Annotated in this window: 27 protein-coding genes; 16 read left to right on the top strand and 11 right to left on the bottom strand. The window is 70.9% G+C overall.

Annotated features, from left to right (window positions below):
- Both VHA72_RS04875 and VHA72_RS04870 read right to left on the bottom strand, forming a co-directional pair.
- Nucleotides 1-485 (bottom strand): helix-turn-helix domain-containing protein (locus tag VHA72_RS04875; protein WP_325573318.1); only part of this gene is annotated, 485 nt, incomplete at its 3' end.
- Nucleotides 486-804: 319 nt separating this feature from the next.
- Nucleotides 805-1,404, bottom strand: a complete 600-nt coding sequence (locus tag VHA72_RS04870; RefSeq protein ID WP_325573317.1) for a hypothetical protein — start codon at nt 1,402-1,404, stop codon at nt 805-807.
- Between the two features lie 173 nt (nt 1,405-1,577).
- On the opposite strand from VHA72_RS04870, the gene VHA72_RS04865 reads away from it, so the two are divergent.
- The 4 genes from VHA72_RS04865 (at nt 1,578) to purD (ending at nt 5,998) form a co-directional block, all read left to right on the top strand.
- Nucleotides 1,578-2,093 (top strand): hypothetical protein, encoded by a 516-nt coding sequence (locus VHA72_RS04865; protein WP_325573316.1) that lies wholly within the window; start codon nt 1,578-1,580, stop codon nt 2,091-2,093.
- Nucleotides 2,094-2,096: 3 nt separating this feature from the next.
- The gene (locus VHA72_RS04860) at nt 2,097-3,317 is read left to right on the top strand and encodes a hypothetical protein (RefSeq protein WP_325573315.1); all 1,221 of its coding nucleotides are present in this window, start codon (nt 2,097-2,099) and stop codon (nt 3,315-3,317) included.
- Nucleotides 3,318-3,405: 88 nt separating this feature from the next.
- Nucleotides 3,406-4,704 carry an adenylosuccinate synthase gene (locus VHA72_RS04855; RefSeq protein ID WP_325573314.1) on the top strand — a complete coding sequence of 433 codons (1,299 nt, stop codon included), beginning with the start codon at nt 3,406-3,408 and terminating at the stop codon, nt 4,702-4,704.
- Between the two features lie 28 nt (nt 4,705-4,732).
- Nucleotides 4,733-5,998 carry a phosphoribosylamine--glycine ligase gene (gene purD, locus VHA72_RS04850; RefSeq protein WP_325573313.1) on the top strand — a complete coding sequence of 422 codons (1,266 nt, stop codon included), beginning with the start codon at nt 4,733-4,735 and terminating at the stop codon, nt 5,996-5,998.
- Here purD and VHA72_RS04845 read toward each other — a convergent pair.
- On the bottom strand, nt 5,995-7,005 hold the full coding sequence (locus VHA72_RS04845; protein WP_325573312.1) for an SDR family oxidoreductase: 1,011 nt from the start codon (nt 7,003-7,005) through the stop codon (nt 5,995-5,997). The genes purD and VHA72_RS04845 overlap by 4 nt on opposite strands.
- 352 nt (nt 7,006-7,357) lie before the next feature.
- On the opposite strand from VHA72_RS04845, the gene VHA72_RS04840 reads away from it, so the two are divergent.
- The gene (locus tag VHA72_RS04840; RefSeq protein WP_325573311.1) at nt 7,358-7,567 is read left to right on the top strand and encodes a hypothetical protein; all 210 of its coding nucleotides are present in this window, start codon (nt 7,358-7,360) and stop codon (nt 7,565-7,567) included.
- Entirely contained in the window at nt 7,564-8,991 is a 1,428-nt protein-coding gene (purB, locus tag VHA72_RS04835; protein ID WP_325573310.1) for an adenylosuccinate lyase, read from the top strand. Before VHA72_RS04840 ends, purB begins: the two co-directional genes overlap by 4 nt.
- Before the next feature lie 32 nt (nt 8,992-9,023).
- Here purB and VHA72_RS04830 read toward each other — a convergent pair whose 3' ends face one another.
- The 3 genes from VHA72_RS04830 to VHA72_RS04820 are packed head-to-tail and all read right to left on the bottom strand — an operon-like array spanning nt 9,024 to nt 11,159.
- Nucleotides 9,024-10,076 (bottom strand): MFS transporter, encoded by a 1,053-nt coding sequence (locus VHA72_RS04830; RefSeq protein ID WP_325573320.1) that lies wholly within the window; start codon nt 10,074-10,076, stop codon nt 9,024-9,026.
- Nucleotides 10,049-10,453: an MFS transporter gene (locus VHA72_RS04825; protein ID WP_325573309.1), complete on the bottom strand. Its 405-nt coding sequence runs from the start codon at nt 10,451-10,453 to the stop codon at nt 10,049-10,051. The genes VHA72_RS04830 and VHA72_RS04825 overlap by 28 nt, the downstream gene beginning before the upstream one ends.
- 34 nt (nt 10,454-10,487) lie before the next feature.
- Complete coding sequence (locus tag VHA72_RS04820) at nt 10,488-11,159, bottom strand: sigma factor (protein WP_325573308.1); 672 nt, start codon at nt 11,157-11,159, stop codon at nt 10,488-10,490.
- A gap of 174 nt (nt 11,160-11,333) precedes the next feature.
- Between VHA72_RS04820 and VHA72_RS04815 the strand changes: the two genes are divergently transcribed.
- Entirely contained in the window at nt 11,334-12,224 is an 891-nt protein-coding gene (locus VHA72_RS04815) for a hypothetical protein (protein WP_325573307.1), read from the top strand.
- A 25-nt stretch (nt 12,225-12,249) separates the two neighbouring features.
- Here the strand turns inward: VHA72_RS04815 and VHA72_RS04810 are convergent, their stop codons facing one another.
- Nucleotides 12,250-13,218, bottom strand: a complete 969-nt coding sequence (locus VHA72_RS04810; protein ID WP_325573306.1) for a sulfotransferase family protein — start codon at nt 13,216-13,218, stop codon at nt 12,250-12,252.
- A gap of 84 nt (nt 13,219-13,302) precedes the next feature.
- On the opposite strand from VHA72_RS04810, the gene VHA72_RS04805 reads away from it, so the two are divergent.
- Nucleotides 13,303-14,217 (top strand): phosphoribosylaminoimidazolesuccinocarboxamide synthase, encoded by a 915-nt coding sequence (locus tag VHA72_RS04805; protein ID WP_325573305.1) that lies wholly within the window; start codon nt 13,303-13,305, stop codon nt 14,215-14,217.
- Between the two features lie 66 nt (nt 14,218-14,283).
- Nucleotides 14,284-15,879 (top strand): long-chain-fatty-acid--CoA ligase, encoded by a 1,596-nt coding sequence (locus VHA72_RS04800; protein WP_325573304.1) that lies wholly within the window; start codon nt 14,284-14,286, stop codon nt 15,877-15,879.
- A gap of 12 nt (nt 15,880-15,891) precedes the next feature.
- Here VHA72_RS04800 and VHA72_RS04795 read toward each other — a convergent pair whose 3' ends face one another.
- Entirely contained in the window at nt 15,892-16,401 is a 510-nt protein-coding gene (locus VHA72_RS04795) for a YflT domain-containing protein (protein ID WP_325573303.1), read from the bottom strand.
- Nucleotides 16,402-16,432: 31 nt separating this feature from the next.
- Between VHA72_RS04795 and purS the strand changes: the two genes are divergently transcribed.
- Both purS and purQ read left to right on the top strand, forming a co-directional pair.
- The gene (gene purS, locus VHA72_RS04790; RefSeq protein ID WP_325573302.1) at nt 16,433-16,678 is read left to right on the top strand and encodes a phosphoribosylformylglycinamidine synthase subunit PurS; all 246 of its coding nucleotides are present in this window, start codon (nt 16,433-16,435) and stop codon (nt 16,676-16,678) included.
- Nucleotides 16,678-17,346 (top strand): phosphoribosylformylglycinamidine synthase subunit PurQ, encoded by a 669-nt coding sequence (purQ, locus tag VHA72_RS04785; RefSeq protein ID WP_325573301.1) that lies wholly within the window; start codon nt 16,678-16,680, stop codon nt 17,344-17,346. Before purS ends, purQ begins: the two co-directional genes overlap by 1 nt.
- Before the next feature lie 6 nt (nt 17,347-17,352).
- Here purQ and VHA72_RS04780 read toward each other — a convergent pair whose 3' ends face one another.
- Nucleotides 17,353-18,768 carry a glycoside hydrolase domain-containing protein gene (locus tag VHA72_RS04780; RefSeq protein WP_325573300.1) on the bottom strand — a complete coding sequence of 472 codons (1,416 nt, stop codon included), beginning with the start codon at nt 18,766-18,768 and terminating at the stop codon, nt 17,353-17,355.
- 189 nt (nt 18,769-18,957) lie between these two features.
- Nucleotides 18,958-20,397: an MFS transporter gene (locus VHA72_RS04775; protein WP_325573299.1), complete on the bottom strand. Its 1,440-nt coding sequence runs from the start codon at nt 20,395-20,397 to the stop codon at nt 18,958-18,960.
- A gap of 144 nt (nt 20,398-20,541) precedes the next feature.
- Between VHA72_RS04775 and VHA72_RS04770 the strand changes: the two genes are divergently transcribed.
- From VHA72_RS04770 to VHA72_RS04760, 3 genes are all read left to right on the top strand, one after another.
- Nucleotides 20,542-21,084 carry a TetR/AcrR family transcriptional regulator gene (locus VHA72_RS04770; RefSeq protein ID WP_325573298.1) on the top strand — a complete coding sequence of 181 codons (543 nt, stop codon included), beginning with the start codon at nt 20,542-20,544 and terminating at the stop codon, nt 21,082-21,084.
- A 73-nt stretch (nt 21,085-21,157) separates the two neighbouring features.
- A complete protein-coding gene (purL, locus tag VHA72_RS04765; protein WP_325573297.1) occupies nt 21,158-23,419 on the top strand; it encodes a phosphoribosylformylglycinamidine synthase subunit PurL in 2,262 nt (753 codons plus the stop codon).
- Between the two features lie 136 nt (nt 23,420-23,555).
- Nucleotides 23,556-24,101, top strand: a complete 546-nt coding sequence (locus tag VHA72_RS04760) for a Uma2 family endonuclease (RefSeq protein WP_325573319.1) — start codon at nt 23,556-23,558, stop codon at nt 24,099-24,101.
- Here the strand turns inward: VHA72_RS04760 and VHA72_RS04755 are convergent.
- Entirely contained in the window at nt 24,073-25,341 is a 1,269-nt protein-coding gene (locus VHA72_RS04755) for an MFS transporter (protein WP_325573296.1), read from the bottom strand. The genes VHA72_RS04760 and VHA72_RS04755 overlap by 29 nt on opposite strands.
- A 68-nt stretch (nt 25,342-25,409) precedes the next feature.
- Here VHA72_RS04755 and VHA72_RS04750 point away from each other — a divergent pair, with 68 nt between their 5' ends.
- A complete protein-coding gene (locus VHA72_RS04750) occupies nt 25,410-26,009 on the top strand; it encodes a winged helix-turn-helix domain-containing protein (RefSeq protein ID WP_325573295.1) in 600 nt (199 codons plus the stop codon).
- Nucleotides 26,009-26,365 carry a sterol carrier family protein gene (locus VHA72_RS04745; RefSeq protein WP_325573294.1) on the top strand — a complete coding sequence of 119 codons (357 nt, stop codon included), beginning with the start codon at nt 26,009-26,011 and terminating at the stop codon, nt 26,363-26,365. Before VHA72_RS04750 ends, VHA72_RS04745 begins: the two co-directional genes overlap by 1 nt.
- The last annotated feature ends 7 nt before the right edge of the window (nt 26,366-26,372 follow it).

Here is a 26,372-nt window from a genome sequence, read left to right as displayed (position 1 = left end):
AGCCCGCAGATGTCGGTGACCTTCCCGACCAGCTCGGGGTCGGTGGAGAACCGGAACGATTCCGCCTTCCACGGCTTGATCCCGTACGAGCGCCAGGCCCGGGCGATCGAGGTGTTCGAGGTCTTCAACCGCTCGGCCAGCAGCCGGGTCGACCAGTGCGTCACACCCAGGCTCTTGGGCGGTGGCTTCAGCGTCTCGGTCACGATCTTGCGATGATCCAGCTCCCGCGGGCGCCCCGAGCGAGGAGCATCTGCTAGGCCGGCAATTCCCTTGGACTGATATCGGTTCCGCCACGAGAGCACCGTGGTCACCGTCGAGCCCGCCAACTCCGCGATGCGGGTGTTCGCCACTCCGTCCGCGGCCAACAGCACGATCCGTGCCCGCTTGGCGGCCGCCGCGGTCACCGTCGAGGCGCGCGTCCAGCGCTCAAGCTCCTCACGATCACCATCACGCAAGACCAGTGCAGGAGCAGGACGATTCGCCATACCTCATGATTTCAGACCCAAACCATCTAGACACTTACGACACGCGCCACTAGGCGCGCCGCGGCGCTGACGGCCCGACCTTGCCCGCGCGTGGCACTCCTCGCGGCCGGGACGGCGATAACTGGAGTCTCCTGCTCCGTCGAGTCAGACATTTGAGCACCCCCCGAACGGCGACGCAGCCGCCCTTAAAAAGATGGCGAAGTCAATCCTTGCTACCACTCGCTGGACTGGGATGTCTAAGGAATCGACGCTTTCCCTGTGTTGCCCACCAACTGAGCTCGGCACGGCTTCGCGCGGAACCCCGGCTCCTGGCCAGACGCTAGGAGAACCGGGCGCTGGCCAGGATCGAGGAGATCATCGGCCGGGCCTGCGCGAGCGGCAGCGCACTCGGGTCGACGATGAACTCGATGGTGATCAGCAGCCCGTTGTCGTAGGTGCCGTAGGTCTCGTGGGCGTAGCCGCCCTTCCGCCCGGCCAGGTGCGCGAACAGATGACCGCCGACAGTGGCGTCAGGCTGCCGCTCGAGGCCGAAGGTGTTGAGCTTGAGGGCGGTCTTCGCGAATGCATCCACGCCCGCCTGGTCGTCGCTCAGGCCGCAGGTGCAGTCCTGCTCGTTGAGCTGGACCACCAGCCCCTCTCGCTTGCCGACGTGGAACGTCTTCTGCCAGGGCGCGTCACCCTGGTCCACGACCGCGCCGGCGGGAGCGGTGAGGGTGACCTCCTGGCCCCGGATGACCGGGCCGGCCGGGACGGTCGGGACCGCCGAGGAGTTGGAGACGCTGGACGGTGCTGCGGCGCTCGGGCTCGTGCCGCCGGCCGAGGACGCCGTACCGGCGGCCGAGGAGCCCCCGCCCCCGCCGCAGCCGGTGAGGAGGACGCAGAGCATGGCGAGGCCCGCGCCTGCCTGTCGAAGACGCACCCGAGGCTCCTTCGTGAGTGAGGGTCCCTGGCACCTTATCGGGATGTTCGCGCTGCATGTTTACGCCGTCGGGTCACAGGGAATGCGGACCGGGCAGGGATGTCGGGACCTGAGGAGACGACGAGATGTCCACCGGTGGATACGAGCCCGTGGGGGGTGCTCCCCTCCCGGGGATGCCCGAGGGCAAGTTCATGTCGTTCTTGCGCTACAACGACGTGCCGCCGGGTGACGTCAGCCTGATCGTCGACGAGTACGTCGCCGGGCAGGTCTCCAGTGCGCTCGCCGAGGACGCCGAGGCGATCAAGGACAAGCTGCCGACCGCGACGCCGGCGGGTGTGTTCGGCGGCGGTCTCGGGCCGGAGCTGCAGGGCCACGTCGAGAAGGCGCACGCGCACCTGGTCAGCACGCTGCACGTGATGTCGCAAGGGGTGCACGGCTACTCCGCCGCGGTCAGCAAGGCGACCACCACGGTGCTCGACGCCGACGACCACAGCCAGAAGGCGATCGACGGGGTCAACAAGGCCCTCGACAAGTCGACCACCGACGTGTCGACGCCGTTCAGCCAGACGCCCGCGAGCTCACCGACCACGACCGGCGGGCCGGGCACGCCGACGGCGACAGGAGACCCGGGCAGCTCGACCCCGCCGTCCACCGGGTCGAGCACCAGCGATCCCAGCGGAGGGCAGTGAGCCGTGATCGGTGACAACAGGACCAAGCTGAACAGCTACCTGGAGGGTGTGAGCAAGAAGAGCATCCAGGACATCCGCGACACCGCGACGACCTGGTCGAAGAAGGCGACGACGCTCAACGACGTCGCCTATGCGCTCGGCACCACGCGGAGTTCGGGGATGGCCGAGGGCTTCGGCGACAAGAGCGAGGTGGCCCGCGCGGCGAGCAAGGCGTTCACCGAGGCGTCGACCAAGCTCACCCATCACGCGAAGCAGCTCAGCGACGGCGCCAAGACGCTCAACGACGCCGCGACGGCGCTGGAGAACGCGCACAACTACAAGACCAAGATCGACAAGCGCGACGCGAGCGCGACCGATCCTGCGAAGTCGGCGGAGACCAACAAGACCGACGACGAGACGCAGTCGAAGACCTACACCGACGCCATCGACACGGCGTACGGCGCGGCCATCCTCGCGATGCGCAAGGTGCACGGCGACCAGCCGGCGCCGCCGCCGACCTCGGGCTCCGGTGACGGCGGCCCGTCGTATCCGGGCATGCCCAGCGGCGGCTACCCGGGCGGCGGATCGGGCGGTGGGTTCTACCCGGGCGGTGGTGGCAACGGCGGCCCGACCGGTGGCACCGGCACCCATCCGGGTGGTGGCACCCACCCCGGCGGCGGCACGCATCCCGGTGGTCCGTACCCCGGCGGCCCCGGTGGCGGCGACGGTGGTGGCGGCTGGCTCCAGGGTGGTGACCCGCCGACCGTGCCGACCGTCCCCGGCGTGGGCGGTCCCGGTGCGGGTGAACCGCTGGTCCCGACCGGGGGAGGCGTCGGCGGAAGCGGCGCCGGTGGCGCGGGTCTGGCCGGTGCGGGTGCGTTCGGTGGGCTCGGCGCCTACGGTGCCGGAGGCAGCGGCGCCGCGCTCAGGTTCACCCCCGGTCAGGCGATCGGCGTCAGCCGGTCGACGATCGGATCGGCGGGCATGCTCGGCGCGGAGGAGGAGGGCGCCGTCGGTGGTGTCGGCGGTCGCGCGCTCAGTCCGGGCGGAACCGTGGGCCGTGGTGGGGCCGGCGCGGGTGGCGGTCGGCGCACCGGCGCAGCCGGCGGCCGGCGTACCGGCGCCGCGGCGGGCGGCCGCGGCCGTCGGCGAGACGACGAACGCGAGGACACCGCCCCCGACCTGTGGGACGACGGCTCCGAGTGGGTCGACGACGAGGGGATGGGTCCCTCGGTGATGCGGTAGCGTACGGCTGCAAGAGCCCCCGGCTAGACGACATGGTCCTTGCCGGGGCTTCTTGCTTTTCCGGACCCGATCAGGTGGGAGAAAGAAGATGCCGGCGATCGCGATCATCGGCGCCCAGTGGGGCGACGAGGGCAAGGGCAAGGCGACCGACCTGCTCGGCAGCAACGTCGACTATGTGGTGAAGTTCAACGGCGGCAACAACGCCGGCCACACGGTCGTGGTCAGCCAGGAAGACGGGCACAGCGAGAAGTACGCGCTGCACCTGCTCCCCAGCGGCATCCTCACGCCGGGCGTCACGCCGGTGATCGGCAACGGCGTGGTCATCGACCTGTCCGTGCTGTTCGAGGAGATCGACGGGCTCAACGCGCGCGGCGTCGACACCTCGCTGCTGCGGGTGAGTGCCAACGCGCACGTGATCGCCGACTACAACCGCCAGCTCGACAAGGTCACCGAGCGCTTCCTCGGCTCCCGCAGGATCGGGACCACCGGCCGTGGGATCGGCCCGACGTACGCGGACAAGATCAACCGGATCGGCATCCGCGTCCAGGACCTGTTCGACGAGAAGATCCTGCAGGCCAAGGTCGAGGGCGCTCTCGAGCTCAAGAACCAGATCCTCACCAAGATCTACAACCGGCGTGGGTTCACCGTGGACGCGGTGGTCGAGGAACTGCGCTCCTACGCCGCCCGGCTCGCTCCGATGGTCTGCGACACCGGGCTGCTGCTCAACCAGGCCCTCGACCGCGACGAGGTCGTGCTGCTGGAGGCCGGCCAGGCCACGCTGCTCGACGTCGACCACGGCACCTACCCGTTCGTGACCTCGTCGAGCGCGACCGCCGGCGGCGCCTGCACCGGTTCCGGGATCCCGCCGACGCGGCTCGACCAGATCATCGCGATCGTCAAGGCCTACACCACCCGGGTCGGGGAGGGGCCGTTCCCCACCGAGCTGCTCGACGACCAGGGCGAGTTCCTGCGCAAGGCGGGCTGGGAGTACGGCACCACCACCGGCCGGCCGCGCCGCTGTGGCTGGTTCGACGCGGTCATCGCGCGCTACGCCGCCCGGGTCAACGGCGTCACCGACTTCGTGCTGACCAAGCTCGACGTGCTCACCGGTCTGGAGCAGGTGCCGGTCTGCGTGGCCTACGACGTGGACGGCGTGCGGCACGACGAGATGCCGGTCAACCAGACCGACTTCCACCACGCGGTGCCGATCTACGAGTACCTGCCCGGTTGGTGGGAGGACATCTCGAAGGCCCGCACCTTCGAGGACCTGCCCGCCAACGCGCAGGCCTACGTCAAGCGGGTCGAGGAGCTCTCCGGCGCCCGTATCTCGGTGATCGGCGTCGGCCCGGGCCGGCACGAGACGGTCGTCGTCCACCCGCTCATCTGACCGCGCAACCGACCAAAGGATCTCGCCCGTGAAGACCCTCGTCATCGGCACCGGCGGCCGCGAGCACGCGCTCGCCCTCAAGCTCACGCAGGACGGGCACGAGGTGCACGCCGCGCCCGGCAACCCGGGCATGGCGCGCGTCGCGACGCTGCACCCGGTCGACCCGATGTCGGGGGCGGAGGTCGCCGAGCTGGCTGCCGCCCTCGCCGCGGATCTGGTCGTCGTCGGCCCCGAGGCCCCGCTGGTCGCCGGCGTGGCGGACGCGGTCCGCGCCGTCGGCGTACCCGTCTTCGGGCCGTCGCGGGCCGCGGCTCGGCTGGAGGGCTCCAAGGCGTTCTCCAAGGAGGTCATGGCCGCCGCCGGCGTCCCGACCGCCGGCTCACGCACCTGCGCGACGCCGCGGGAGGCGGCCGCGGCGCTGGACGAGTTCGGCGCGCCGTACGTCGTCAAGGACGACGCCCTGGCCGCCGGCAAGGGCGTCGTCGTCACTCGCGACCGGGACGAGGCGCTGGCCCATGTCGAGCTCTGCCTGGCGCAGGGCAGCGCGCGGGTGGTGGTCGAGGAGTTCCTGGACGGTCCCGAGGTTTCGCTGTTCGCGGTCTGTGACGGCGCGCGCGCCCATGCCCTGCAGCCGGCCCAGGACTTCAAGCGCATCTTCGACGGGGGTCACGGGCCCAACACCGGCGGGATGGGCTCCTACTCGCCGCTCCCCTGGGCGCAGTCGGACCTCGCCGCGGTGGTGCTGGACACGGTGGTCCAGCCGACCCTGGACGAGATGGCTCGGCGCGGCGCGCCGTTCGTGGGTTGCCTCTACGTCGGGCTGGCGCTGACCGCGCGTGGTCCGCGGGTGATCGAGTTCAACTGCCGCTTCGGCGACCCCGACATCCAGCCGGTGCTGGCGCTGCTCGACTCCGACCTGGGCGAGTTGCTACACGCCGCCGCCACCGGCGCACTGGGGTCGGCACCGGTCTTCCGGGCGGGGGCCGCCGTCACGGTGGTGCTGGCCTCGGCCGGCTACCCCGAGTCGTCCTCGAAGGGTGATGTCGTCACCGGTGTCGAGGCCGCCGAGGCCGCCGGGGCGGACGTCATCCACGCCGGTACGGCGCTCCTCGACGGGGAGTTGGTGACCGCTGGCGGTCGGGTCCTCGCCGTACGCGCCACCGGGTCCGACGTCGCCGATGCCCGTGCCCGCGCCTATGCCGCCGCTGACCTGATCTCCTTCGAGGGGATGCAGCGCCGCTCCGATATCGCGGCGGAGCCGCTCGGGGTGGTCGAGGGCGCCTCCGTCCGTTAGCGTCGCCGCAACGCCTCGGTGACGACCAGGCCGGTCAACCCGGCGATGCCGGCGGCCAGCAGGCCGCGGTGCTGCGTCGCCCACAGCTGGGGGGCGCGGGTGTGCGATCGAGCGTCGAAGGCGCCATGTGCCCCGTGGTCGGTGGTGGCGTCGGCGGGCTGCCACAGGTTGACCGGCTGGCCCTCGGGCCGCCGCTCGGGCGTCTGCTGGGACGTCCACCCCGTCTTGGCGAGATAGCGGTCCAGCAATCCCGGCGCGACCGCGTTGGCCATGATCGTCGCCGCCGTACTGGCCCCGCACCAGTACTCCCGCCGGCGGGGATGGTCGGCGGCGAACACCACCGCGCGGGCGGCCACCTCGGGCTGGTAGATCGGCGGCACTGGCTGGGCCTGCTGCGGCAGCCGGGACAGCCCCCAGCGGAACTGCGGCGTGTTGACCGCCGGCATCTGCACCATCGTCACGTGCACGCCGCTGCCCTCGTGCAGCAGCTCGGCGCGCAGCGAGTCGTGCAGTCCCTGGACGGCGTGCTTGGCGCCGCAGTAGGCCGACTGCAGTGGGATGCCGCGATAGGCCAGCGCCGAGCCCACCTGAACGATCGCGCCCCGGTCGCGTGGCTTCATCCGTCGCAGCGCCGCCCGGGTGCCGTTCACGTAGCCGAGGTAGGTGACGGTGGTGGCGCGTGCGAACTCGTCGGGCTCGATCTGGTCGAACGGCGCGAAGATCGCCGCGAACGCGTCATTGACCCACACCGCGATCGGGCCCAGCTCCTCCTCGACCCGTGTCGCCGCAGCCTCGACCGCCTCGTGGTCGGCCACGTCGATCTCGATCGGCAGGGCGCGCCCGCCGGCGGACCTGACTTCCGTGGCGGCGGCGTCGAGTCCGGCCCGCCCGCGGGCGAGCAGGGCGACGTCGTCGCCGCGCGCGGCGAACGCCCGCACGCACGCGCGTCCGATCCCCGCGCTCGCGCCCGTCACCACCACGACCCGACCAGTCCGCCTCGTGCTCACCTGGCTGAGGTGACCGCGGCGGCGGGCGATCATGCGGCGATGTGCGATCCGCCGTTGTCGGGCCGGTCAGGTCGGTCGGGCCAGCTTCGGGTCCCCTTCGGGCGTGTAGGCATAGGGGCACACACGCGTCCTCATGCCTACATGCCGGAGACCCCACTTCCGCCTGGTAGACCTCGCCGTCGGGTCCACTCGCCGGCTTCAGGGCGGGTCGCCCGGAGCGGGCTCCGGTTGTCGGCCCATCCCCAGGGTTGCGTGGTCCAGGGCTCGTGGCGGGGTCGCTGACCGAGCGCTCGGCGCGGCGGGTGCTGGCGTGCGGGCTGGCGGGTGAGCCGCAGATGAGCACCAACGCCTGGTGGACGGCTTCGACATCGTCGCCGCGGCGAGTGACGGGCGCGGCTGCCACGACTTCACCCTCGGCGAGCCGGGAGCGTGGTTCGGACAGTTCCGCGACACCCGGGTGACGAGGGGCCGCGGGAGAGAGTGGGTGATCCCGGGCTGGCCGACCGGCCGCAAGCTGCGAGTCGATTCCCTCACGCCGGACATGGGAGACTGGGCGCTGTGACGGCGCCCGCTCTGCCCAATGTCCTGGCCACCCGCTACGCCTCGGCCGAGCTGGCCGGGATCTGGTCGCCGGAGCACAAGATCGTGCTCGAGCGCCAGCTGTGGATCGCCGTGCTCAAGGCGCAGCGCGACCTGGGCATCGACGTACCCGAGGGTGTCATCGAGGCTTACGAGAAGGTCGTCGACCAGGTCGACCTGGCGTCCATCGCCGCGCGGGAGCGAGTGACCCGGCACGACGTGAAGGCGCGGATCGAGGAGTTCAGCGACCTTGCCGGCCATGAGCACATCCACAAGGGCATGACCAGCCGGGACCTGACCGAGAACGTCGAGCAGCTCCAGGTGCTCAGCTCGCTGCGGATCATCCGGGATCGCGCCGTCGCCGCACTGGCCCGACTTGGCCGGCTCGCCGCCGAGCACGAGGCCACCGTGATGGCCGGGCGCAGCCACAACGTCGCCGCGCAGGCGACCACGCTCGGCAAGCGGTTCGCCACCGTCGCCGACGAGATGCTGGTGGCCCTGGACCGGATCGAGAACCTGATCGGCCGCTACCCCCTGCGCGGGATCAAGGGTCCGATGGGTACGGCGCAGGACATGCTCGACCTGCTCGACGGAGACGCCGCCAAGCTCGAGCAGCTGGAGGTGGCGATCGCGCGGCACCTCGGTTTCGACCGGGTCCTCACCAGCGTCGGCCAGGTCTACCCGCGCAGCCTCGACTTCGACGTGATCTCGGCGTTGGTCCAGCTGGTCGCCGGGCCGTCCAACCTCGCGACCACGATCCGGCTGATGGCCGGCAACGAGCTGGTCACCGAGGGCTTCAAGGAGGGCCAGGTCGGCTCCTCGGCGATGCCGCACAAGATGAACTCCCGCTCCTGCGAGCGGGTCAACGGCCTCAGCGTCGTCCTCCGCGGCCACCTCTCGATGGTCGGGGAGCTCGCCGGCGACCAGTGGAACGAGGGCGACGTCTCCGACTCGGTGGTGCGCCGGGTGGCGCTGCCGGACGCGTTCTTCGCCGCGGACGGCCTCTTCCAGACGTTCTTGACGGTGCTCGACGAGTTCGGCGCCTTTCCGGCGGTGATCCAGCGCGAGCTCGACCGCTACCTGCCCTTCCTGTCGACCACCAAGGTGCTGATGGCGGCGGTGCGCAACGGTGTCGGTCGCGAGGCCGCCCACGAGGCGATCAAGGAGGCGGCCGTCGGCACCGCCTTGGCGATGCGGCAGGGCCAGGCCGATAACGACGTCTTCGCCAAGCTCGCCGCCGACCCGCGCCTGGGGCTCAGCCAGGCACAGCTCGACAGCCTGGTCGCCGAGCCGATCGCCTTCACCGGCGCCGCCGTCGCCCAGGTGCAGGCGGTCGTCCGTCGCGTCGAGGAGGTCGCCCGGGCGCACCCCGAGGCGGCGGCGTACCGACCCGGCGACATCCTGTAGCCCGGCGACATCCTGTAGCCGGGCGAGCCCGACTAGTCCCGCCGCCAGTCCCGGACCGCGACGGCCAGCGCGGCAACGACGGCGACCAGCCCGGTGATCAGCGCGCCACGCAGCCCCCAGCCGGGGGAGGCGCGCTTGGCGATCGTGGAGTACGCCGTCATCAGCACCGCGGCGCCGATCGAGGAGCCGATCCGCTGGCCGGTCTGCAGCGCCCCGCCGGCGGCGCCGCCCATCGCGGGTGGCACCTCGGCCAGGCTCAAGGTGAGATTGGGCGAGACGACCGCGCCGCCGCCGAGGCCGGCGAAGAGCAGCGCCGGCACCGCCACCCACCACAGCCCGTCGACCGAGCGGCTGGGGGCGAGGACGGCGTACACGGCGACGCCGACCAGCACCGCCGACAGGGCCGCGACGGTGATGCGACGTCCGACGGAGGAGACCAGGTTGCCGGCGACGGGGGCGCTGATCGCGGCGCCGACGGCGTACGGCGCCACCAGCAGGCCGGCGTGCAGCGGCCCGACCCCGAGCCCGTCTTGCAGGTAGAACGAGCTGGTCAGGATGATGCCGGTGAACCCGGTGAAATAGAGCGTGCCGATGGTGATGCCGCTGGCATAGCCGCGGATCCGGCCCAGCAGGGAGAGGTCGAGCAGCGGCGGCCGGCCGCGCTCGCGAACCCGCCGCTCCCAGCGGACGAACCCCCAGCCCAGCGGCGGCGCGAGTGCCAGCAGGGCCAGCGACCAGTACTCGTCGCTCTCCAGCCGGACGACCGGATAGAGCACGTCGAGCACCAGCAGGCCGAGGAGCACGGCGCCGCCGATGTCGAGCCCTGGGTCGCCGCTGACCGCCTCCGTGCGTCCCGGCACCAGCCTGGCCACGAAGACCAGCGCGACCAACCCGATCGGGACGTTGATCAGGAACAGGTAGCGCCAGCCGACGTCCTCGCCGGCCAGCGCGAGGATCAGCCCGCCGAGGACGGGCCCCAGCGCGGCGGAGACCGAGACCGTGAAGCCGAAGAGCCCGAAGGCGCGGCCGCGCTCGGCCCCGCGGAACAGCTGCTGGATCAGGCCGGAGTTCTGTGGCGTGAGCAGCCCGGCGGCCAGCCCCTGGACCAGCCGGGCGACGATGACCGCGGCCGCGCTCGGGCCAGCCCCACGCCGGCGCTGGCGACCACGAAGCCGGCCAGCCCGATCAGCATCATCCGTCGCCGGCCGTAGGCGTCCCCGAGCCGCCCGCCGGCCACCAGCACCAGCCCGAAGGTCAGCGCGTAGCCGGAGACCACCCACTGGATGGAGCCGGCCGAGGTGTGCAGCCCCTGCTGCATGGACGGGATGGCGATGTTGACGATGGAGACGTCCAGCAGCGCCATGAAGCCGACGATCAGCGAGACCGCCAGGATCCGCCACCGCCGCGGGTCGGGTGCATCGCGGTCGGGGCGGGTTCGCTGCCTGGTCGTCTCGGTGCTCACGTCGTCCGGTGCCCGTGGCGTGGCCGACGATGCGTCATGCCCAGCGGGTGAGCTTCTCGGGATTGAGCACGATCCACACGTCGCCGACCCGCCCGTCGGCCACGCGTAGATTGACCACGCCCTCGACCCGGCCGTCGCGCTCGAACGTGACGCCCAGCCCGTCGGCGGTCGCGCACGGCCGCACCCGCCACTCGGGTACCCGGTCCAAGACGCCGAACAGGAAGCGCGCGACCTTGGCGGCGCCGAAGATCGGGTTCGGGGCTGCCTTGACCAGGCCGCCGCCGTCGGAGCGCAGCTCGACCGTCGGAGCGCAGCTCGACGCTCGGGTCGAGAAGCGCCACCAGGGCGTCCAGGTCGCCGCCGGCACAGGCCGCGGCGAAGGCGCACACCACGGCGGCGTGCTCGGCGGCGGGGGCGGCCTGCTCGCGCGCGGCATGTACCCGCCGCCGGGCCGAGGAGGCGAGCTGCCGCACGGCGGCCAGGGACCGACGTACTGCTCGCGTCGGACCCGTGCCGACTTGAGTACGTCGAGGCACACATGGCCGGCCACCCGGGTCAGCCAGCCCTGGACGTTGGCGATCTCGGTGCGCTCTTCCTCGGAGAGCCGGTACCAGCGGATGTAGGTCTCCTGCACCGCGTCCTCGGCGTCGGTCACCGTGCCGAGCAGCCGGTAGGCCAGCGCGACCAGACGGCGCTCGCCGACCACGCCTCGCCGGCCCCCGCGGTCGACGTCGAGGCGGCGCTGAGCCCGGAGCAGATCGCCGCGGTCGGCTGGCTCGCGGTCGCCATCAACGGCTGGAACCGGATCGCCATCGCGAGCCACTACCCGGTCGCTCCGTGACCCGATAGTCGACCAGGGTGGTCGTCTAACATCGGCAGCATGCCGACCACCGCGCTGCCGCTCCTGCCGTCGTACGACGGAGCCGAGGTGGTGGTCGAGGCGCCGGGCGCCGGCCCCGGCAACTGGGCCGGCGCCGCCAGCGCGCTGCTGGTGGACGGTACCTACTGGCTGACCTGGCGCAACCGGCGCCCGCTCGAGGACGGCCGAGGAGTCACCGTCGACGTGGCCCGCTCCGAGGACGGGGTGCACTTCGAGGTCGTCGCGCAGGTGTACCGCGAGTCGTTCGGCTGCGAGTCGCTGGAGCGGCCGGCGCTGGTCTCGTTGCCGCACGGCGAGGGCTGGCGGCTCTATCTCTCCTGTGCCACCTGGAACTCCAAGCACTGGTGGGTCGACAGCCTCACCGCGGCCACTCCCGAGGACCTGCCGCACGGCCACCAGCGGGTGGTGCTGCCCGGCGATGCACACGTCGCGGTCAAGGACCCGGTCATCGCGGTCACGCCCGAGGGCGCGTGGGAGATGTGGCTGTGCTGCCATCCGCTCACCGAGCCCGGGCACGAGGACCGGATGAGCACCCGCTGGTTGACCTCCTTCGACGGGCTGACCTGGGCCGACCAGGGTGAGGTGCTCGCCGGCCGCCCCGGTGCCTGGGACGCCCGCGGCGCTCGGGTCACCACCCGGATCGGGGACGACGTCTTCCTCTACGACGGCCGGCCCGATGCCGCCTCCAACTGGTACGAGACCACCGGGCTGGCCCGGTGGGACGGCGACCGGCTGGTGCCGGATCCGGAGATCGGCCCGATCCGATCGCCGTACTCCGACGGCGCCTTCCGCTACGCCAGTGCGGTGCCCCTGCCCGACGGCCGGATCCGCTACTACGTCGAGGCGGCCCGGCCCGACGGGGCGCACCACCTGGTCACGATGGTGCGGTGAGCCGCCGGCCCGTGCCCGGGTGCGGTCAGGCGGACGCCCGCTGGCGGAACGAGCCGCGAGGCTCGGTGGAGAGCCACTGCGAGAAGTCCTGGCCGGTGACCTCGGTCAACAGGGCGACGTCGTCGGCATAGACCTTGATCAGTTGGGTGCGCTGCTCGACGGTGAGCAGCGGCCGGTGGACCTCCCCGGAGCCACGCAGCTGCCGGATCAGTGGCGGTGCCGCCGCTCGCCACGCCTGTGGTGGGGCGAACTGACCGAGCCAGGCCCCGCTCCGGATCACCGGCCCGAAGAGCCGGGTGCGCCAGCTCGGCTCGGCGTAGCTGCGGGAGTTGTCACTGGGGATCTGCTCGATCAGCCCGGTCGAGAGGCCGAGGAAGCGGCAGGCATTGTCGACGGCGGCGGTGGGGTCGTCGATCAGCTCCCGGTAGCGCATCACCAGCACACGCTCGCGGTCGACGTGCTGGTAGAGGTGGGCCAGCTGCTCGCCGTACAGCCCCAGCTCCCGGTAGCGCCAGAACGGCGCATAGCCGGCGTGGACGCGCTCGGCCTCGCGGGCGAAGGCGGCCATGAAGTCGGACTCGGGCTCCAGGCCGTCGCACCACAGATGCATCCAGTTGGAGTACGCCCGGTCGATCGGATCGCGCACGATCGCGATCAGCCGGACGTCCGGGAGCGCCTCGGCGATGCGACGGTGAGCACCACGGCTCCACAGGTAGAACGGGGTGGACTCCCCCCGCATCGCCGTCGTGGGCGCGTCCGCGAAGAGCCGTGCGTAGTCGGAGGGGCGCCAGATCCACTCCTGCTGGGAGTGCTGGTCGCCCGGGCCGCACCAGTGCGGCGGCGGAGCCTGGTCGCAGAGGAAGAACTTGGGCTCCTTCGGCGCGCTCATGAAGACCTCTGGATGCTGTGCGAGCGCATTGTGCAGCGCCGTCGTGCCTGCCTTCGGTGCTCCGACGATGAGGAAGTCGGGTCGCGGTTCGCGTTCGGTGATCACGGTGCACCCCCACCCATTTAGTGATGTGAGGCAGTCTACTAACAAGACATGATGGTTTGGGAGACGATCTCCTAGGCTGTGCCCGTGGTCGAGCCGAACATTCCCCCCGCCCCGTCACTTCCCGGCGCTCGCCACCTGCACTCCGGGAAGGTACGTGACCTCTACCAGCTCACCGAGGGCCCGTACGCCGGCCAGCTCCTGATGGTGGCCAGCGACCGGATCAGCGCGTTCGACTACGTGCTGGACAGCACGATCCCGGACAAGGGCGAGATCCTGACCCGGATGTCGCTGTGGTGGTTCGAGCGGCTCGCCGACCTGGTGCCCAACCACGTGCTCTCCACCGACGTGCCCCAGGCCGTCGCCGGGCGCGCCGTGATCTGCCAGAAGCTGGACATGTTCCCCGTGGAATGCGTCGCGCGCGGCTACCTCACCGGCTCCGGGCTACTCGACTACGACGCTTCCGGCCAAGTGTGCGGCATCCCGCTGCCCCAGGGCCTGGTCGACGGCAGCCGGCTGCCCGAGCCGATCTTCACCCCCGCCACCAAGGCCGCGGTCGGTGACCATGACGAAAACGTCTCCTACGACCAGATCGTCCACCGGATCGGGCCGAACGACGCGGCCGAGCTGCGCCGGCTCACGCTGGCGGTCTACACCCGCGCCGACGAGATCGCCCGCGGGGTGGGGTTGATGCTGGCCGACACGAAGTTCGAGTTCGGGGTGCGGCACGACACCGAGCACTTCTTCGGGGGCGGCCTGCGCAGGATCGTGCTCGCCGACGAGGTGCTCACCCCCGACTCGTCGCGATTCTGGTCGCTGGAGGAGTGGCAGCCCGGTCGTGCCCAGCCGTCGTACGACAAGCAGATCGTGCGCAACTGGCTCCTGGAGAACTGGGACAGGAGTTCGGGGGAGCGCCCGCCGGCGTTGCCGGCCGAGATCATCGACCGCACCCGCAGCCGGTATGTCGAGGCCTACGAGCGACTCACCGGTCAGCGATTCTGAACACGCGCCCACCGACGGCTACTGGCAGGTAGGTTTGGCCCCGCACACCCGAGTGATGGAGGCCACGTGTCGTCGTACAACCTGTCGTCCCTGCTGGAGAGCGGAGCCGTCGCGCACCCGGAGCGCGACGCGATCGTCATCGGAGACACCAGGCTGAGCTACGCCAGCGTGAACGCGCTGGCCAACCAGGTCGCGAACACGCTGGTCGCACGCGGGGTCCAGCCCGGCGACAAGGTCGCGCTGACCTGCCCCAATCTGCCCTACTTCACCGTCGTCTACTTCGGCATTCTCAAGGCCGGCGCGACGGTGGTGCCGCTCAACGTGCTGCTCAAGAGCCGCGAGGTGGCCTACCACCTCACCGACTCCGAGGCGAAGGCCTACTTCTGCTTCGAGGGCAGCCCGCAGATGCCGATCGGTCAGCAGGGCTTCGAGGGCTTCACCGAGGTCGAGAGCTGCGAGCACTTCTTCGTCATCACCGCCGACCCGTTCGCGGCCTCGCCGATCGAGGGCAGCCCCGAGAATCCGGTGCAGACGCTGTTCGGTGCGATCGGCAGCGCCGACCAGACCTTCGAGACCGTCGCCACCGACGAGGACGACACCGCGGTCATCCTCTACACCTCCGGCACCACGGGCCAGCCCAAGGGCGCCGAGCTGCGGCACCGCAACCTGCGCGACAACGCATTGTCCGGCGCTGCGCTCTTCGGGGCGGACGCCGCCAACCCGGACACCTACCTCGCCGTACTGCCGCTCTTCCACGCCTTCGGGCAGACCGTGTGCCAGAACGGCGCGCTCGCCTACGGCGGCACGATCGTGATGCTGCCGCGCTTCGAGCCGGCGGCCGCGCTGCAGCTGATGCTGGCGGAGAAGGTGTCGTTCTTCGCCGGCGTGCCGACGATGTACTGGGGCCTGCTCGGCGCTCTCGACACTCCGCCCGATTCTGGAGCGGTCGACGTGGCCGCGCTCAAGGCCAACCTGCGGGTCGCGGTGGCCGGCGGCTCGGCGTTGCCGGTGGAGATCCACAAGGAGTTCGAGGCCCGCTTCGGCATCACCATCCTCGAGGGCTACGGGCTGTCGGAGACCTCGCCGGTGGCCTCGTTCAGCAAGTACGGCGAGCCCGCCCGGGTCGGCTCGATCGGGTTGCCGATCCCCGGCGTGGAGATGGAGCTGATCGAGCCCGACGGCTGGGCGCCGATCCGGTGGACCCCCGATGCGGTCGGCGAGATCGCGATCAGGGGCCACAACGTCATGAAGGGCTACTACCGCCGGCCGGAGGCGACCGCGGCGGCGATCAACGAGGACGGCTGGTTCCGCTCCGGCGACCTGGCCCGGCGCGACGAGGACGGCTGGTACTACATCGTCGACCGGACCAAGGACCTCATCATCCGTGGCGGCTACAACGTCTACCCGCGCGAGATCGAGGAGGTGCTGATGACCCACCCGGCGGTCTCGCTCGCGGCGGTCATCGGCGTGCCGCACGAGAGCCACGGCGAGGAGATCAAGGCGTTTGTGATCCTCAAACCGGGTGCGAGCGCCACCGCCGAGGAGATCGTGGCGTGGAGCAAGGATCAGATGGCCAACTACAAGTACCCGCGCATCGTCGAGATCGTGACCTCGTTGCCGATGACGGCCACCGGCAAGATCCTCAAGCGCGAGCTCTCCTGATCCGTCTCAACCTCAGGCGAACGGATTCGGCAGCGCTCCGGGCAGCTTGGCCAGCAGCTCCCTGGCGTTGGCCGCCACCTTGTGCTCGACCAGCACCTCATAGCGGGTGGCCACCACCTGTGTCACCGACGAGAAGTCGCGCCGGCCTCCGGTCATGGCATAGCCGACCAGCGACCAGATCAGCCCGAAGAGCAGGCCGAGCACCATCGTGGAGATGATCGCCGCCAGCGCGTTGCCGGTGCCGAAGAACGAGAACAGGATCCCGACCAGCAGGCCGAACCACAGCCCCGACATCGCGCCGTGGACGGCCACCCGGCCGGTGGTCAGCCGCCCGGTGATCCGCTCCATCTGCTTGAGGTCGGTGCCGACGATCATGCAGTTCTCCACCGGGAAGCCCTGATCGGAGAGGAAGTCGACCGTCTTCTGGGCGGTCGCATAGTCGTCGTACGTCGCCAGCGACTGCGGGAACTGCAGCCGGAACTGAGCTGCGGCCAGCACGGACTGGGCATGCGGATTGCTCATGGCTCCCAGTCTGCCCGATAGAATCCGCGCCATGCCCCGAGTCGTCGTCGACGTCATGCCCAAGCCCGAGATCCTCGACCCGCAGGGGAAGGCAGTTCTCGGCGCGCTGCCGCGGCTCGGCTTCACCGGCGTGAGCGAGATCCGCCAGGGCAAGCGGTTCGAGCTCGAGGTCGCCGCGACCGACGAGGCGACCCTGGCCGAGATCGACAGGCTGGCCGAGACGTTCCTGGCCAACACCGTCATCGAGAACTACACCGTCCGGGTGGAGCAGGCCTGATGAAGGTCGGAGTCGTCACCTTCCCCGGCACGCTCGACGACGTCGACGCCCAGCGGGCCGTCCGCATCGGCGGTAACGAGGCGGTCGCGCTCTGGCACGGCGACCACGACCTGCGCGGCGTCGACGCGGTGATCCTGCCCGGCGGCTTCTCCTACGGCGACTACCTGCGCTGCGGCGCGATCTCCCGGTTCGCACCGGTGATGACGGAGGTGATCGCGGCCGCGCGGGCCGGGATGCCTGTGCTGGGCATCTGCAATGGCTTCCAGATCCTGGTCGAGTCGCATCTACTGCCTGGCGGCCTGATCCGCAACGACCACCGCCGGTTCGTCTGCCGCGACCAGCGGCTGCGGATCGAGAACGCGGCGACCCCGTGGACCTCGGCGTACCGGCAGGGGCAGGAGATCGTCGTCCCGCTGAAGAACGGCGAGGGCCGCTACGTCGCCGACGCCGAGACCATCGCCTGGCTGGAGGGGGAGGGCCGGGTGGTCGCGCGCTACCTCGAGGTCAACCCCAACGGTTCGACCAACGACATCGCCGGCATCGCGAACGAGGCCGGCAACGTCGTCGGCCTGATGCCGCACCCCGAGCATGCCGTCGAGGAGCTGACCGGCTCGGGCGTCGACGGGCTGGGCTTCTTCACCTCGCTCGTCGAGCGCGCCTTCGCCTGATCCGGCTCACCTCTTCCCGGCCGCCAGCGCGGACCAGGTGGTCCCGGCGACGATGCCGTGGTGCTTGATCTTGTGAGCCTTCTGGTACGCCGTGACGGCGTTCTGGGTGGCGGCGTCGTACACGCCCGTGATCGGTAGGTGCAGCGACGGCTGGCTGACCGCCATCGCGCGCTGCACGTCGCGCACCGCCGCCGACGCGGAGCCGTACTTGAGCACCGGGTGGGCGTTGCTGGCGAACATCGAGAGCCACAGGTGCTTGTTCCACGTCGCGCTCTTGGCACCGAAGCCGTGCGCGGCGCGCCACGACTTCACCGCCGCGACCAGCGGCTTGCCGAACTTGCCGTTGACCTTCTTGGTGTAGCCCCCGCGCTCGGTGAGCAGGCACTTGAGTGCCTTCACGTAGGGCTTGAGGCTCGCGCTGACCTTGGCGCCGCTGGCGGGCTGCTTGAGCACCTTGTACGACGAGAAGTCCACCGGCACGCCGTTGCAGTGCGACTCACCGGGGGCGACGCTGCCCTGCCCGACGTCGAGGAAGTCCCGGTCGATGTTGATGGTGACGTGTCCGTAGGTCTCGTTGTGGCCGCCCTGGTACTGCTTCACCCGGGCGTGCGGCATCCAGCCGGTGCTGGAGACGTAGGCGGAGCTGGTGTTGGCCTGGTTGTTCCAGTCCGCGATCCAGACCTGGTCCGGCAGCACGTAGGCGCCCGGGTTGGTCTGCCGCACCTGGTCGAGCATCTTCAGGCCGGAGGAGGCGCTGGAGTAGACGCCGGAGAGATAGCCCAGCGCCTTGAGCTCGGTGGTCCACGACGACAGGAACGTCATCGCCGAGTCGCGGCACTTGGTGTTGCCGGCGTCGAAGGCCTCGAGGTCGTAGTACATGGTGCTGCCCGGCACGATGCCCAGCGAGCGGGCGACACCGACGGTCTTGTCGGCCTCGGCCTTGCCCTGGGCCGCCGCGGTGGCGTAGACGCCGTTGGTCGCGGTCGCGCTGATCACCGGGTCGCTGCCGTAGCGCGGGAAGCGCGGGTTGCAGCTGGCCTGCGGGCCGAGCGTGATCGGCAGCAGCTTCCAGCCCTTGGCCAGCTGGGTCGCGACCCAGCCGGCGGTGAGGTAGGTCTGGTTGCGACAGCCGCGCGAGTCGCCGGAGATGTAGATGCCCGCCGCGAGGTACGGCGAGGTCCGCAGCCAGGTGTCCATCGCGGCCTGGCTGGGCGCCTGGCACTGGTCGAAGCCGTAGCCGGTGAAGTTGCCGGGGGTGACCGGGTTGGTCGAGACGTCCTTGGCCAGGTGCAGCGGTCCCGACCGGGTGGTCTGGTGGTGCGGGACGGTGAGCAGGGCGGCGACCAGAAGCGCCGCCAGGCCCGCTCCGAGAAGTCGGAGCAGGCCGGCGGCGGTCAGGTTTCGGGGCGAGATGGCAGGCATGGCGAGAGCACTCTAAGCACTCCAGTAACAGGAGTAACACCCGTTCCGCCGAACTACAAGAATGTAATTAAATGCCCGCTGACCTGCACAAACGTCGAGTCGTAGGTTTTTCACCCCCGAATCGGGGATCGCGCAGCGAGCCGCCGGGCACCATCCCGGACTCGGACGTGCGAAATCCCCGATTCGCGGTCAGGCGGCCTCCGGTTGGGGGCGTGCGACGACCCGCCGGGCCACCAGGCTGACCGCACTGACCAGTGCGATCGAGGCCAGGATCGCCGAGGTGCCGAAGCCCCAGCGCGCGCCGTGCAGGAAGTCGCCCGGGATCGCGTGGGCGGCGTACACCGAGGTGATCACCGCGAGTCCGACGGATCCGCCGAGCTGCTGCATGGTCTGCAGTAGGCCGGAGGCGGCGCCGGCGTGCTCCGGCTCGACGCCGAGTAGCACCAGCGAGGTGATCGGCATGAACGTCAGGCCGGCGGAGATGCCCAGGGTGAGCAGCGACGGGAAGACGTCCCAGTAGCCGGCGCCGGAGCCGAGGACGGCCAGCCGGGCGAAGCCCAGCGTCATCCCCAGGGTGCCGAGGAGCATCAGCGGCACCTGCCCGAAGCGGCCGACCAGGCGCGGCGTGATCCGGGACAGAGTGAAGATGCTCAGCGGCATCGGCAGGAACGCGAGCCCCGTCACCAGCGGCGAGAAGCCCAGGCTGTCCTCCAGGAACTGCACCATCAGGAAGAACATCGCCATCATGCCGCCGTAGAAGGTCGCCATGATCGCGAGCGAGGCGACCCGATGGTGGCTGCGCAGGAGCGCGGGTCGCAGCAGGGGGTGTGCCACCCGCTGCTCGGTCGCGGCGAGCAGGCCGATGAGTACGGCGCCCAGCGCCAGGCCGGCGACGGTCCGGGCCGAGGCCCAGCCGTGCTCCGGAGCGTTGATCAGCGCCCACACGATCGAGACGGCGCCGCCGGTGGCGGCGATCGCGCCGACGATGTCGAACCGGCCGGGCCGGCGCGGGGTCTCCGCGACGAAGCGGTGCACGGTCAGCAGCACGAACAGTCCGATCGGGACGTTGATGAACAGCGTCCAGCGCCAGGAGATGGCGTCGGTCAGGATGCCGCCGAGGATCAGGCCCAGCGCGCCGCCACCGGAGGCGACGGCGGTGAACAGACCCAGCGCCCGGTTGCGGGCCGCCTCGTCCGGGGCGCTGGTGGTCAGCAGAGCCAGCACCGACGGGGCGGCGATGGCGGCGCCGACGCCCTGGAGCGCGCGGCTGGCGACGAGCATCTCCGAGGACTGGGCAAGGCCGCCGACCAGGGAGAAGAGGGTGAAGATGCCCAGTCCGAGGCGGAAGATCCGCAGCCGGCCGAAGACGTCGCCGAGCCGGCCCCCGAGCAGGAGCAGGCCGCCGAAGGCGAGGGTGTAGCCGTTGAGAACCCAGGAGAGACCCGCCGGGCTGAAGTGCAGGTCGGTCGAGATGTGGGGGAGGGCCACGTTCACCACGGTGGCGTCGAGGACCAGCATGAGCTGGGCGAGCAGGACGATGAAGATGCCGGCGGCTGCGCGGCTGGCGTTCGGCGGCAGCTCGGTCGGCAGGGGCGCCTTGTGGGCGCGCGGCAGTACGGTCGAAGACATGGGTTGGTTCTCCTGTTCTGGCCGGAGAGGCCGAGGTACAGTTGAAGGCGGAGAATTCCTCCGGTTCGCTGACAACGATACGGAGAATGTCTCCGGTTAGCAAGGGGTTATCGTCTGGCGACCCCGATCAGGAGGAGGAAGGCCGTGCGCGCAGACGCCCAGCGCAATCGCGACAAGCTGGTCGAGGTGGCGCGTCAGGTCTTCCGGGAGAAGGGGTACGACGCGCCGCTGGACGAGATCGCCAAGAAGGCCGGCGTCGGTCCGGGCACGCTCTACCGGCACTTTCCCACCCGCGACGCACTGCTGGACGCGGTGATGCAGGCCTGGGTCGACAGCGTCCACGCCGCCACCGAGAAGGCCCTGGCCCGCGAAGGTGCGCCGCGCGACGTCCTGCTGGCGTGGTTCGAGACCTATGTCGCGCTGATCAGCTCCTATAAGGGCAACCCGGCCAAGCTCACCTCCGCGATGGGCGACCCGGAGTCGCCCATCATGACCAAGTGCCAGGTCCTCGCCCAGGCCAACGGCCGGGTGATCGACCAGCTCGGGGGCGCGCTCCGGTCGGACGTCGACGCGATCCAGATGGCCCGGCTGATCGGTGGCGTGGCGACCGTGGCCGACAACAGCGACCTCGATGCCGTCGCCATCCGGCCGCTGCTCGAGGTCGTCGCGGACGGCCTGCTGGCCTGAGCCCGGATCGGTGGCTGGGCCCGAGCGGGCTCTCGACTCGGCGTCCGGCGCTCCCGGCGGATAGATTGACGCCGTGACCGCGCCTGCGCAGCCTGCCCTCGACACCGTCACCACCGCCGCCTCCGATCCCGACCGCGCGCAGCCGTGGGCGGAGCTGGGGCTCAAGGAGGAGGAGTACGCCGAGATCAGGCGCATCCTCGGTCGGCGGCCCACCGGGGCCGAGCTGGCGATGTACTCGGTGATGTGGAGCGAGCACTGCTCCTACAAGTCCTCCAAGGTGCACCTGAAGCAGTTCGGCGAGATCCCGCAGGAGACCCCCGCCGGCAAGATGCTGGCCGGCATCGGTGAGAACGCCGGCGTACTCGACATCGGCCAGGGCTATGCGGTCACGTTCAAGGTCGAGTCGCACAACCACCCGTCGTACGTCGAGCCCTATCAGGGCGCCGCGACCGGGGTCGGCGGCATCGTCCGCGACATCCTGGCGATGGGCGCCCGCCCGGTCGCCGTGATGGACCCGCTGCGCTTCGGGCCGCTGTCCGAGCACGACACCCACCGGGTGCTGCCCGGGATCGTGGCCGGCGTGGGTGGCTACGGCAACTGCCTGGGCCTGCCCAACATCGGCGGCGAGGCGGTCTTCGATGCCTCCTACCTCGGCAACCCGCTGGTCAACGCGCTGTGTGTCGGCGTACTGCGGCACGAGGACCTGCACCTGGCCAAGGCGTCGGGCGCGGGCAACCTGGTCATCATGTACGGCGCCCGCACCGGCGGCGACGGCATCGGCGGCGCCTCGATCCTGGCGTCGGTGGAGTTCGACGAGGACGGCCCGGCCAAGCGCCCGAGCGTGCAGGTCGGCGACCCGTTCATGGAGAAGCTGCTCATCGAGTGCACGCTGGAGCTGTTCGCCTCCGGCATTGTGCGCGGCATCCAGGACTTCGGCGCCGCCGGCATCTCCTGCGCGACCTCCGAGCTGGCCGCTGCCGGCGACGGCGGCATGCACGTCGAGCTCACCAAGGTTCCGCTGCGGGACTCCACGCTCGCTCCCGAGGAGATCCTGATGAGCGAGTCCCAGGAGCGGATGATGGCGGTCATCGCGCCCGAGGACGAGGAGACGTTCTACGCCATCTGCCGCAAGTGGGACGTCGAGGCGGCGACCATCGGCGAGGTCACCGGCAACGGCCGGCTCGTCATCGACTGGAACGGCGAGACCATCGTCGACGTCGACCCGCGCACCGTCGCCCACGAGGGCCCGGTCTACCAGCGACCGCTGGCCCGCCCGGAGTGGCAGGACGGGCTCCAGGCCGACGTCGCCGAGCGCCTCCCGCGGCCGTCGTCGGGCGCGGAGCTGCGCGAGACGGTGCTGCGCCTGGTCGCCTCGGAGAACCTGTGCGACAAGTCCTGGATCACCGACCAGTACGACCGCTACGTGCGCGGCAACACCGTGCTCGCCCAGCCGGCCGACGCCGGCATGATCCGGGTCGACGAGTCCACCAACCTCGGGGTGGCGCTCTCCACCGACGCCAACGGCCGCTTCGCCAAGCTCGATCCGTACGCCGGCGCCCAGCTCGCGCTGGCCGAGTCCTACCGCAACGTGGCGACCAGTGGCGCGGTGCCGCTGGCGGTCTCGGACTGCCTCAACTTCGGCTCGCCGGAGGACCCGGCCGTGATGTGGCAGTTCGCCGAGGCCTGCCGCGGCCTCAAGGACGCCTGCCTGACGCTCGGCATCCCGGTGACCGGCGGCAACGTGTCGCTCTACAACCAGACCGGCGACGTCGCCATCAACCCGACGCCGGTCGTCGCCGTGCTCGGCGTGATCGACGACGTCACGCGTCGTACCCCGTCGCGCTTCGTCGCGGCCGGCGAGAAGGTCTTCCTGCTCGGCGAGACCCGCGAGGAGCTCTCCGGCTCGGAGTGGGCGCACGTGGTGCACGGCCACCTCGGCGGCCTGCCGCCGCGAGTGGACCTGGCCGCCGAGCGGGCGCTCGCGGCGCTGCTGCACGACGCGGTCGGCGTGGTGTCCTCGGCACACGACCTCTCCGACGGCGGCCTGATGCACGCGCTGGCCGAGCCGGCCATGGTCAGCGGCATCGGCGTGACGGTGCGGCTGGAGGGCGACCCGTTCGTGGCGCTCTTCTCGGAGTCGGCCGCGCGTGCCATCGTGACGGTGCCGGACGCCTCCGTGGCCGCCCTCGCCGAGCTCGCCGCCAGGCACGGCGTGCCGCTGACGGAGATCGGCGAGACCGGCGGATCGTCGTACGCCGTCGAGGGCGTCCTGGACATCCCGCTCGACGAGCTCACCGTTGCCTGGAAGGCCACCCTGCCGGCCGCGCTGGCATAGGCGCCACTTCTCCTCCACAACGGCCGCCTCTCGCACCCGTTTCCACAGGCGTCGAGGCGGTCGTTGTGCGTCTCGGGGGCGGCTCGTTGACTCGTGGTCATGAGCGAGAAGGAGACCTACCATGACTGTCGTGAGCATGCTTGAGCTGCCGATCCCGTCACGTCCGCTGACGTACGACGATCTGGCGGCGATGCCCGACGACGGGCGGCGCTATGAGCTGATCGACGGGATGCTGCTGGTGAGCCCCGCGCCATCGCGGTTGCATCAGCGGGTCGTGCGCCGGCTGCTGCTTCTGCTCGATCCGCTGACTCCGGTGGAGTGGGAGATGTTCACGGCGCCGTTCGACGTGGTCCTCGACGAGCACACCTCGTTCGAGCCCGATCTCGTCCTCGCGCGGATGGCGGACCTCACGCCACACAACCTGCCGGCGCCGCCGGTGCTCGCGATCGAGGTGCTCTCGCCGAGCACGCGCACCATCGACCTCACCACCAAGCACGCCCGGCTGCAGGACTTCGGCTGTGCGCACTACTGGATCGTCGACCCCGACACGCCGTCGGTGATCGCCTACGAGCTGGTCGACGGGCACTACGCCGAGGTCGGGCAGGCGATCGGCGAGGAGAGCCTGACCGTGGACCGCCCGTTCCGCGTCGAGGTCACCCCGCAGCGGCTGATCGAGCGCTGATCCGAGGGCCGGCCGGCGTGCCGGTCCAGTCGGCCGGTCGTGGGATCGAGCGCACCGAGGCCGAGAGCGTCGGGACCAGCGCGACGGTCGCGGTGAGCACGGTCAGCGCCAGGATCGCGCCGGGGCCGCCGAGGCTGGTGAGGAGTACGCCACCGACGACCGGCGCCAGCGGCATCGTCGACCACGAGGTGAACTGCATGGTCGAGGTCACCCGGCCCTGGAGCGCGTCCGGCGTGGTGGCCACCCGGTAGGCGCCGATCCCCGCGTTGCCGGCGGGATTGAGCAGCAGGCCCGCGCCCAGGGCGATCGCCATCACCAGGGGGTGGTTCCACAGCGCCAGCGGGATCATCAGTGGCACCCAGCTCCAGGCGATCAGGACGGTCAGTCGGCCGGTCGGGTAGCGGTCGATGATCATCGGTGCGAGCACCGCTCCGACGACGCCGCACACCGAGGCCGCCGCGTCGGCCAGCCCGATCTGGCCGGGGTGGAACCCGGCCCGCACCAGGCGGACGAGTGTGACGAAGAAGATCGCGTTGATGGTGAGGTTCACCCACGCCGACCAGATCAGCACCACCCGCAGGAAGCGATGCCGCGCGATGTAGCCGAATCCGTCGACGAGATCCCGCCGGACCCTGCTCGTGCCCGCGGCGGGAGCGGCGGAGAGGTCGGTGCGCAGGCGGCCGAGCAGCACGAAGGCGACGGCGTACGACGCGGCGTCGGCGAGGAAGGGGAACCATCGGGTGATGCCGTACAGCGCGCCGCCGACCGGGCCGCCGAGCAGGCTGGCGACGTGCTGGCGGGCCTGGTTCTGGCTCAACGCCGTGGGCAGGTCCTCCGTGCTGACCACGTCCTTGACCGCGGACATCTCCGCGGGGGAGAAGACCCCGGCCCCGACGCCGGTGAGCAGCCCGACCACCAGCAGATGCGGGATGGTCAGGTGGCCGAGCGCGCCGGCGACGACGAGCGACCCGTAGAGGAACACGCCGGCTCCACTGGTCAGCCGCATCAGCCGACGGCGGTCCGCTCGGTCGGCCAGGACGCCGGCGGGCAGCAAGGCCACGGCCACGCCGGCCAGATAGGTCGCCTCGGCGATCGAGGCGACCAGCGTCGAGCCGGACAGCTGCAGGGCGAGGATCGGGAACACGAAGGCGCTCATCCGGCTGCCGAGCTCGCTGATCGTCTGGCCGACCCAGAGCACGGTGAAGTCGTGGTTGCGAGCGAGGTCCCGGAAGCGCGGCATGTCCCGCAACATAACTTGCGCACTGACTATTGCGCAATAGGTAGTGCGGATTTGGCTACGATGGTGCCGTGAGTGAGTCGAGCCAGGAGCGCTACCAGCGCATCGACGACGTCCGGGTGCTGCGCGCGGTGGCGCATCCGGTCCGCAACCGGATCCTCGCCGAGCTGTCGGCGGGCGGCCCGATGCGTGCCGCCGACATCGCCGATCAGATCGACATCCCGGCCAACCAGGCCAGCTTCCACCTGCGCCAGCTGGCGAAGTACCACCTCGTCGAGGAGGCTCCCGAGCTCGCCCGCGACCGCCGCGACCGGGTCTGGCGCACCACCAGCCCGAGCGGCTGGACCCTCAGCCTGGACAAGTTGGAGAAGGAGCCGGGCGGGGCCAGCGCGGTGGCGGTCTTCCGCCGCCAGGCCGGCGCCGAGGCGCACCAACTCGTCGAGCAGGCCTACTACCGCCACGAGGATCCCGCCATCCACGTGATGATCAGCGACCACGCGCTCCGGCTGACGAAGGAGGAGTCGCGCCAACTCGGGGAGGAGCTGACCGAGCTGGTGGAGCAGTGGCGGCAGCGCACGGCGGGTCGTGACGACGGCGACCGGAGCACCCAGCGTCTGCTGATGCTGCTGCAGCCCTACGACGCCGTCCGCGACGAGGACGGGGCGCCCTGATGCCGGCTCGACTCCGGCCCTCCTCCCGCGAGGAGGTCGCCGCCGCCCGCGCCCGGCTCGCGGCCGGGAGTGCCGAGCGAGCGGACCTGCGGCTGCTGACCAAGCACTACCTCGCACTGCTCGAGGCCAGGGCGCCCGGGAAGAGCGTGGAGGTGCGGGTGCCGCCGTACGCCGCCATCCAGTGCGTCGAGGGCGTCCGGCACACCAGGGGTACGCCGCCCGCGGTGATCGAGACCGACGCGGCCACCTGGATCGCGCTCGCGGTCGGTGAGCTGACGTGGAGTGAGGCCGTCGACGCCGGCCGGCTGCGGGCGAGCGGTGAGCGGACCGACCTGTCGGCGTACCTGCCTTTGTAGCGTCCTA

It is taken from the genome of Nocardioides sp. (assembly GCF_035547795.1).
Taxonomy (GTDB): domain Bacteria; phylum Actinomycetota; class Actinomycetes; order Propionibacteriales; family Nocardioidaceae; genus Nocardioides.
Note: the sequence above shows the minus strand (reverse complement) of the source record. Positions and strands in the feature narration are given on the sequence as shown.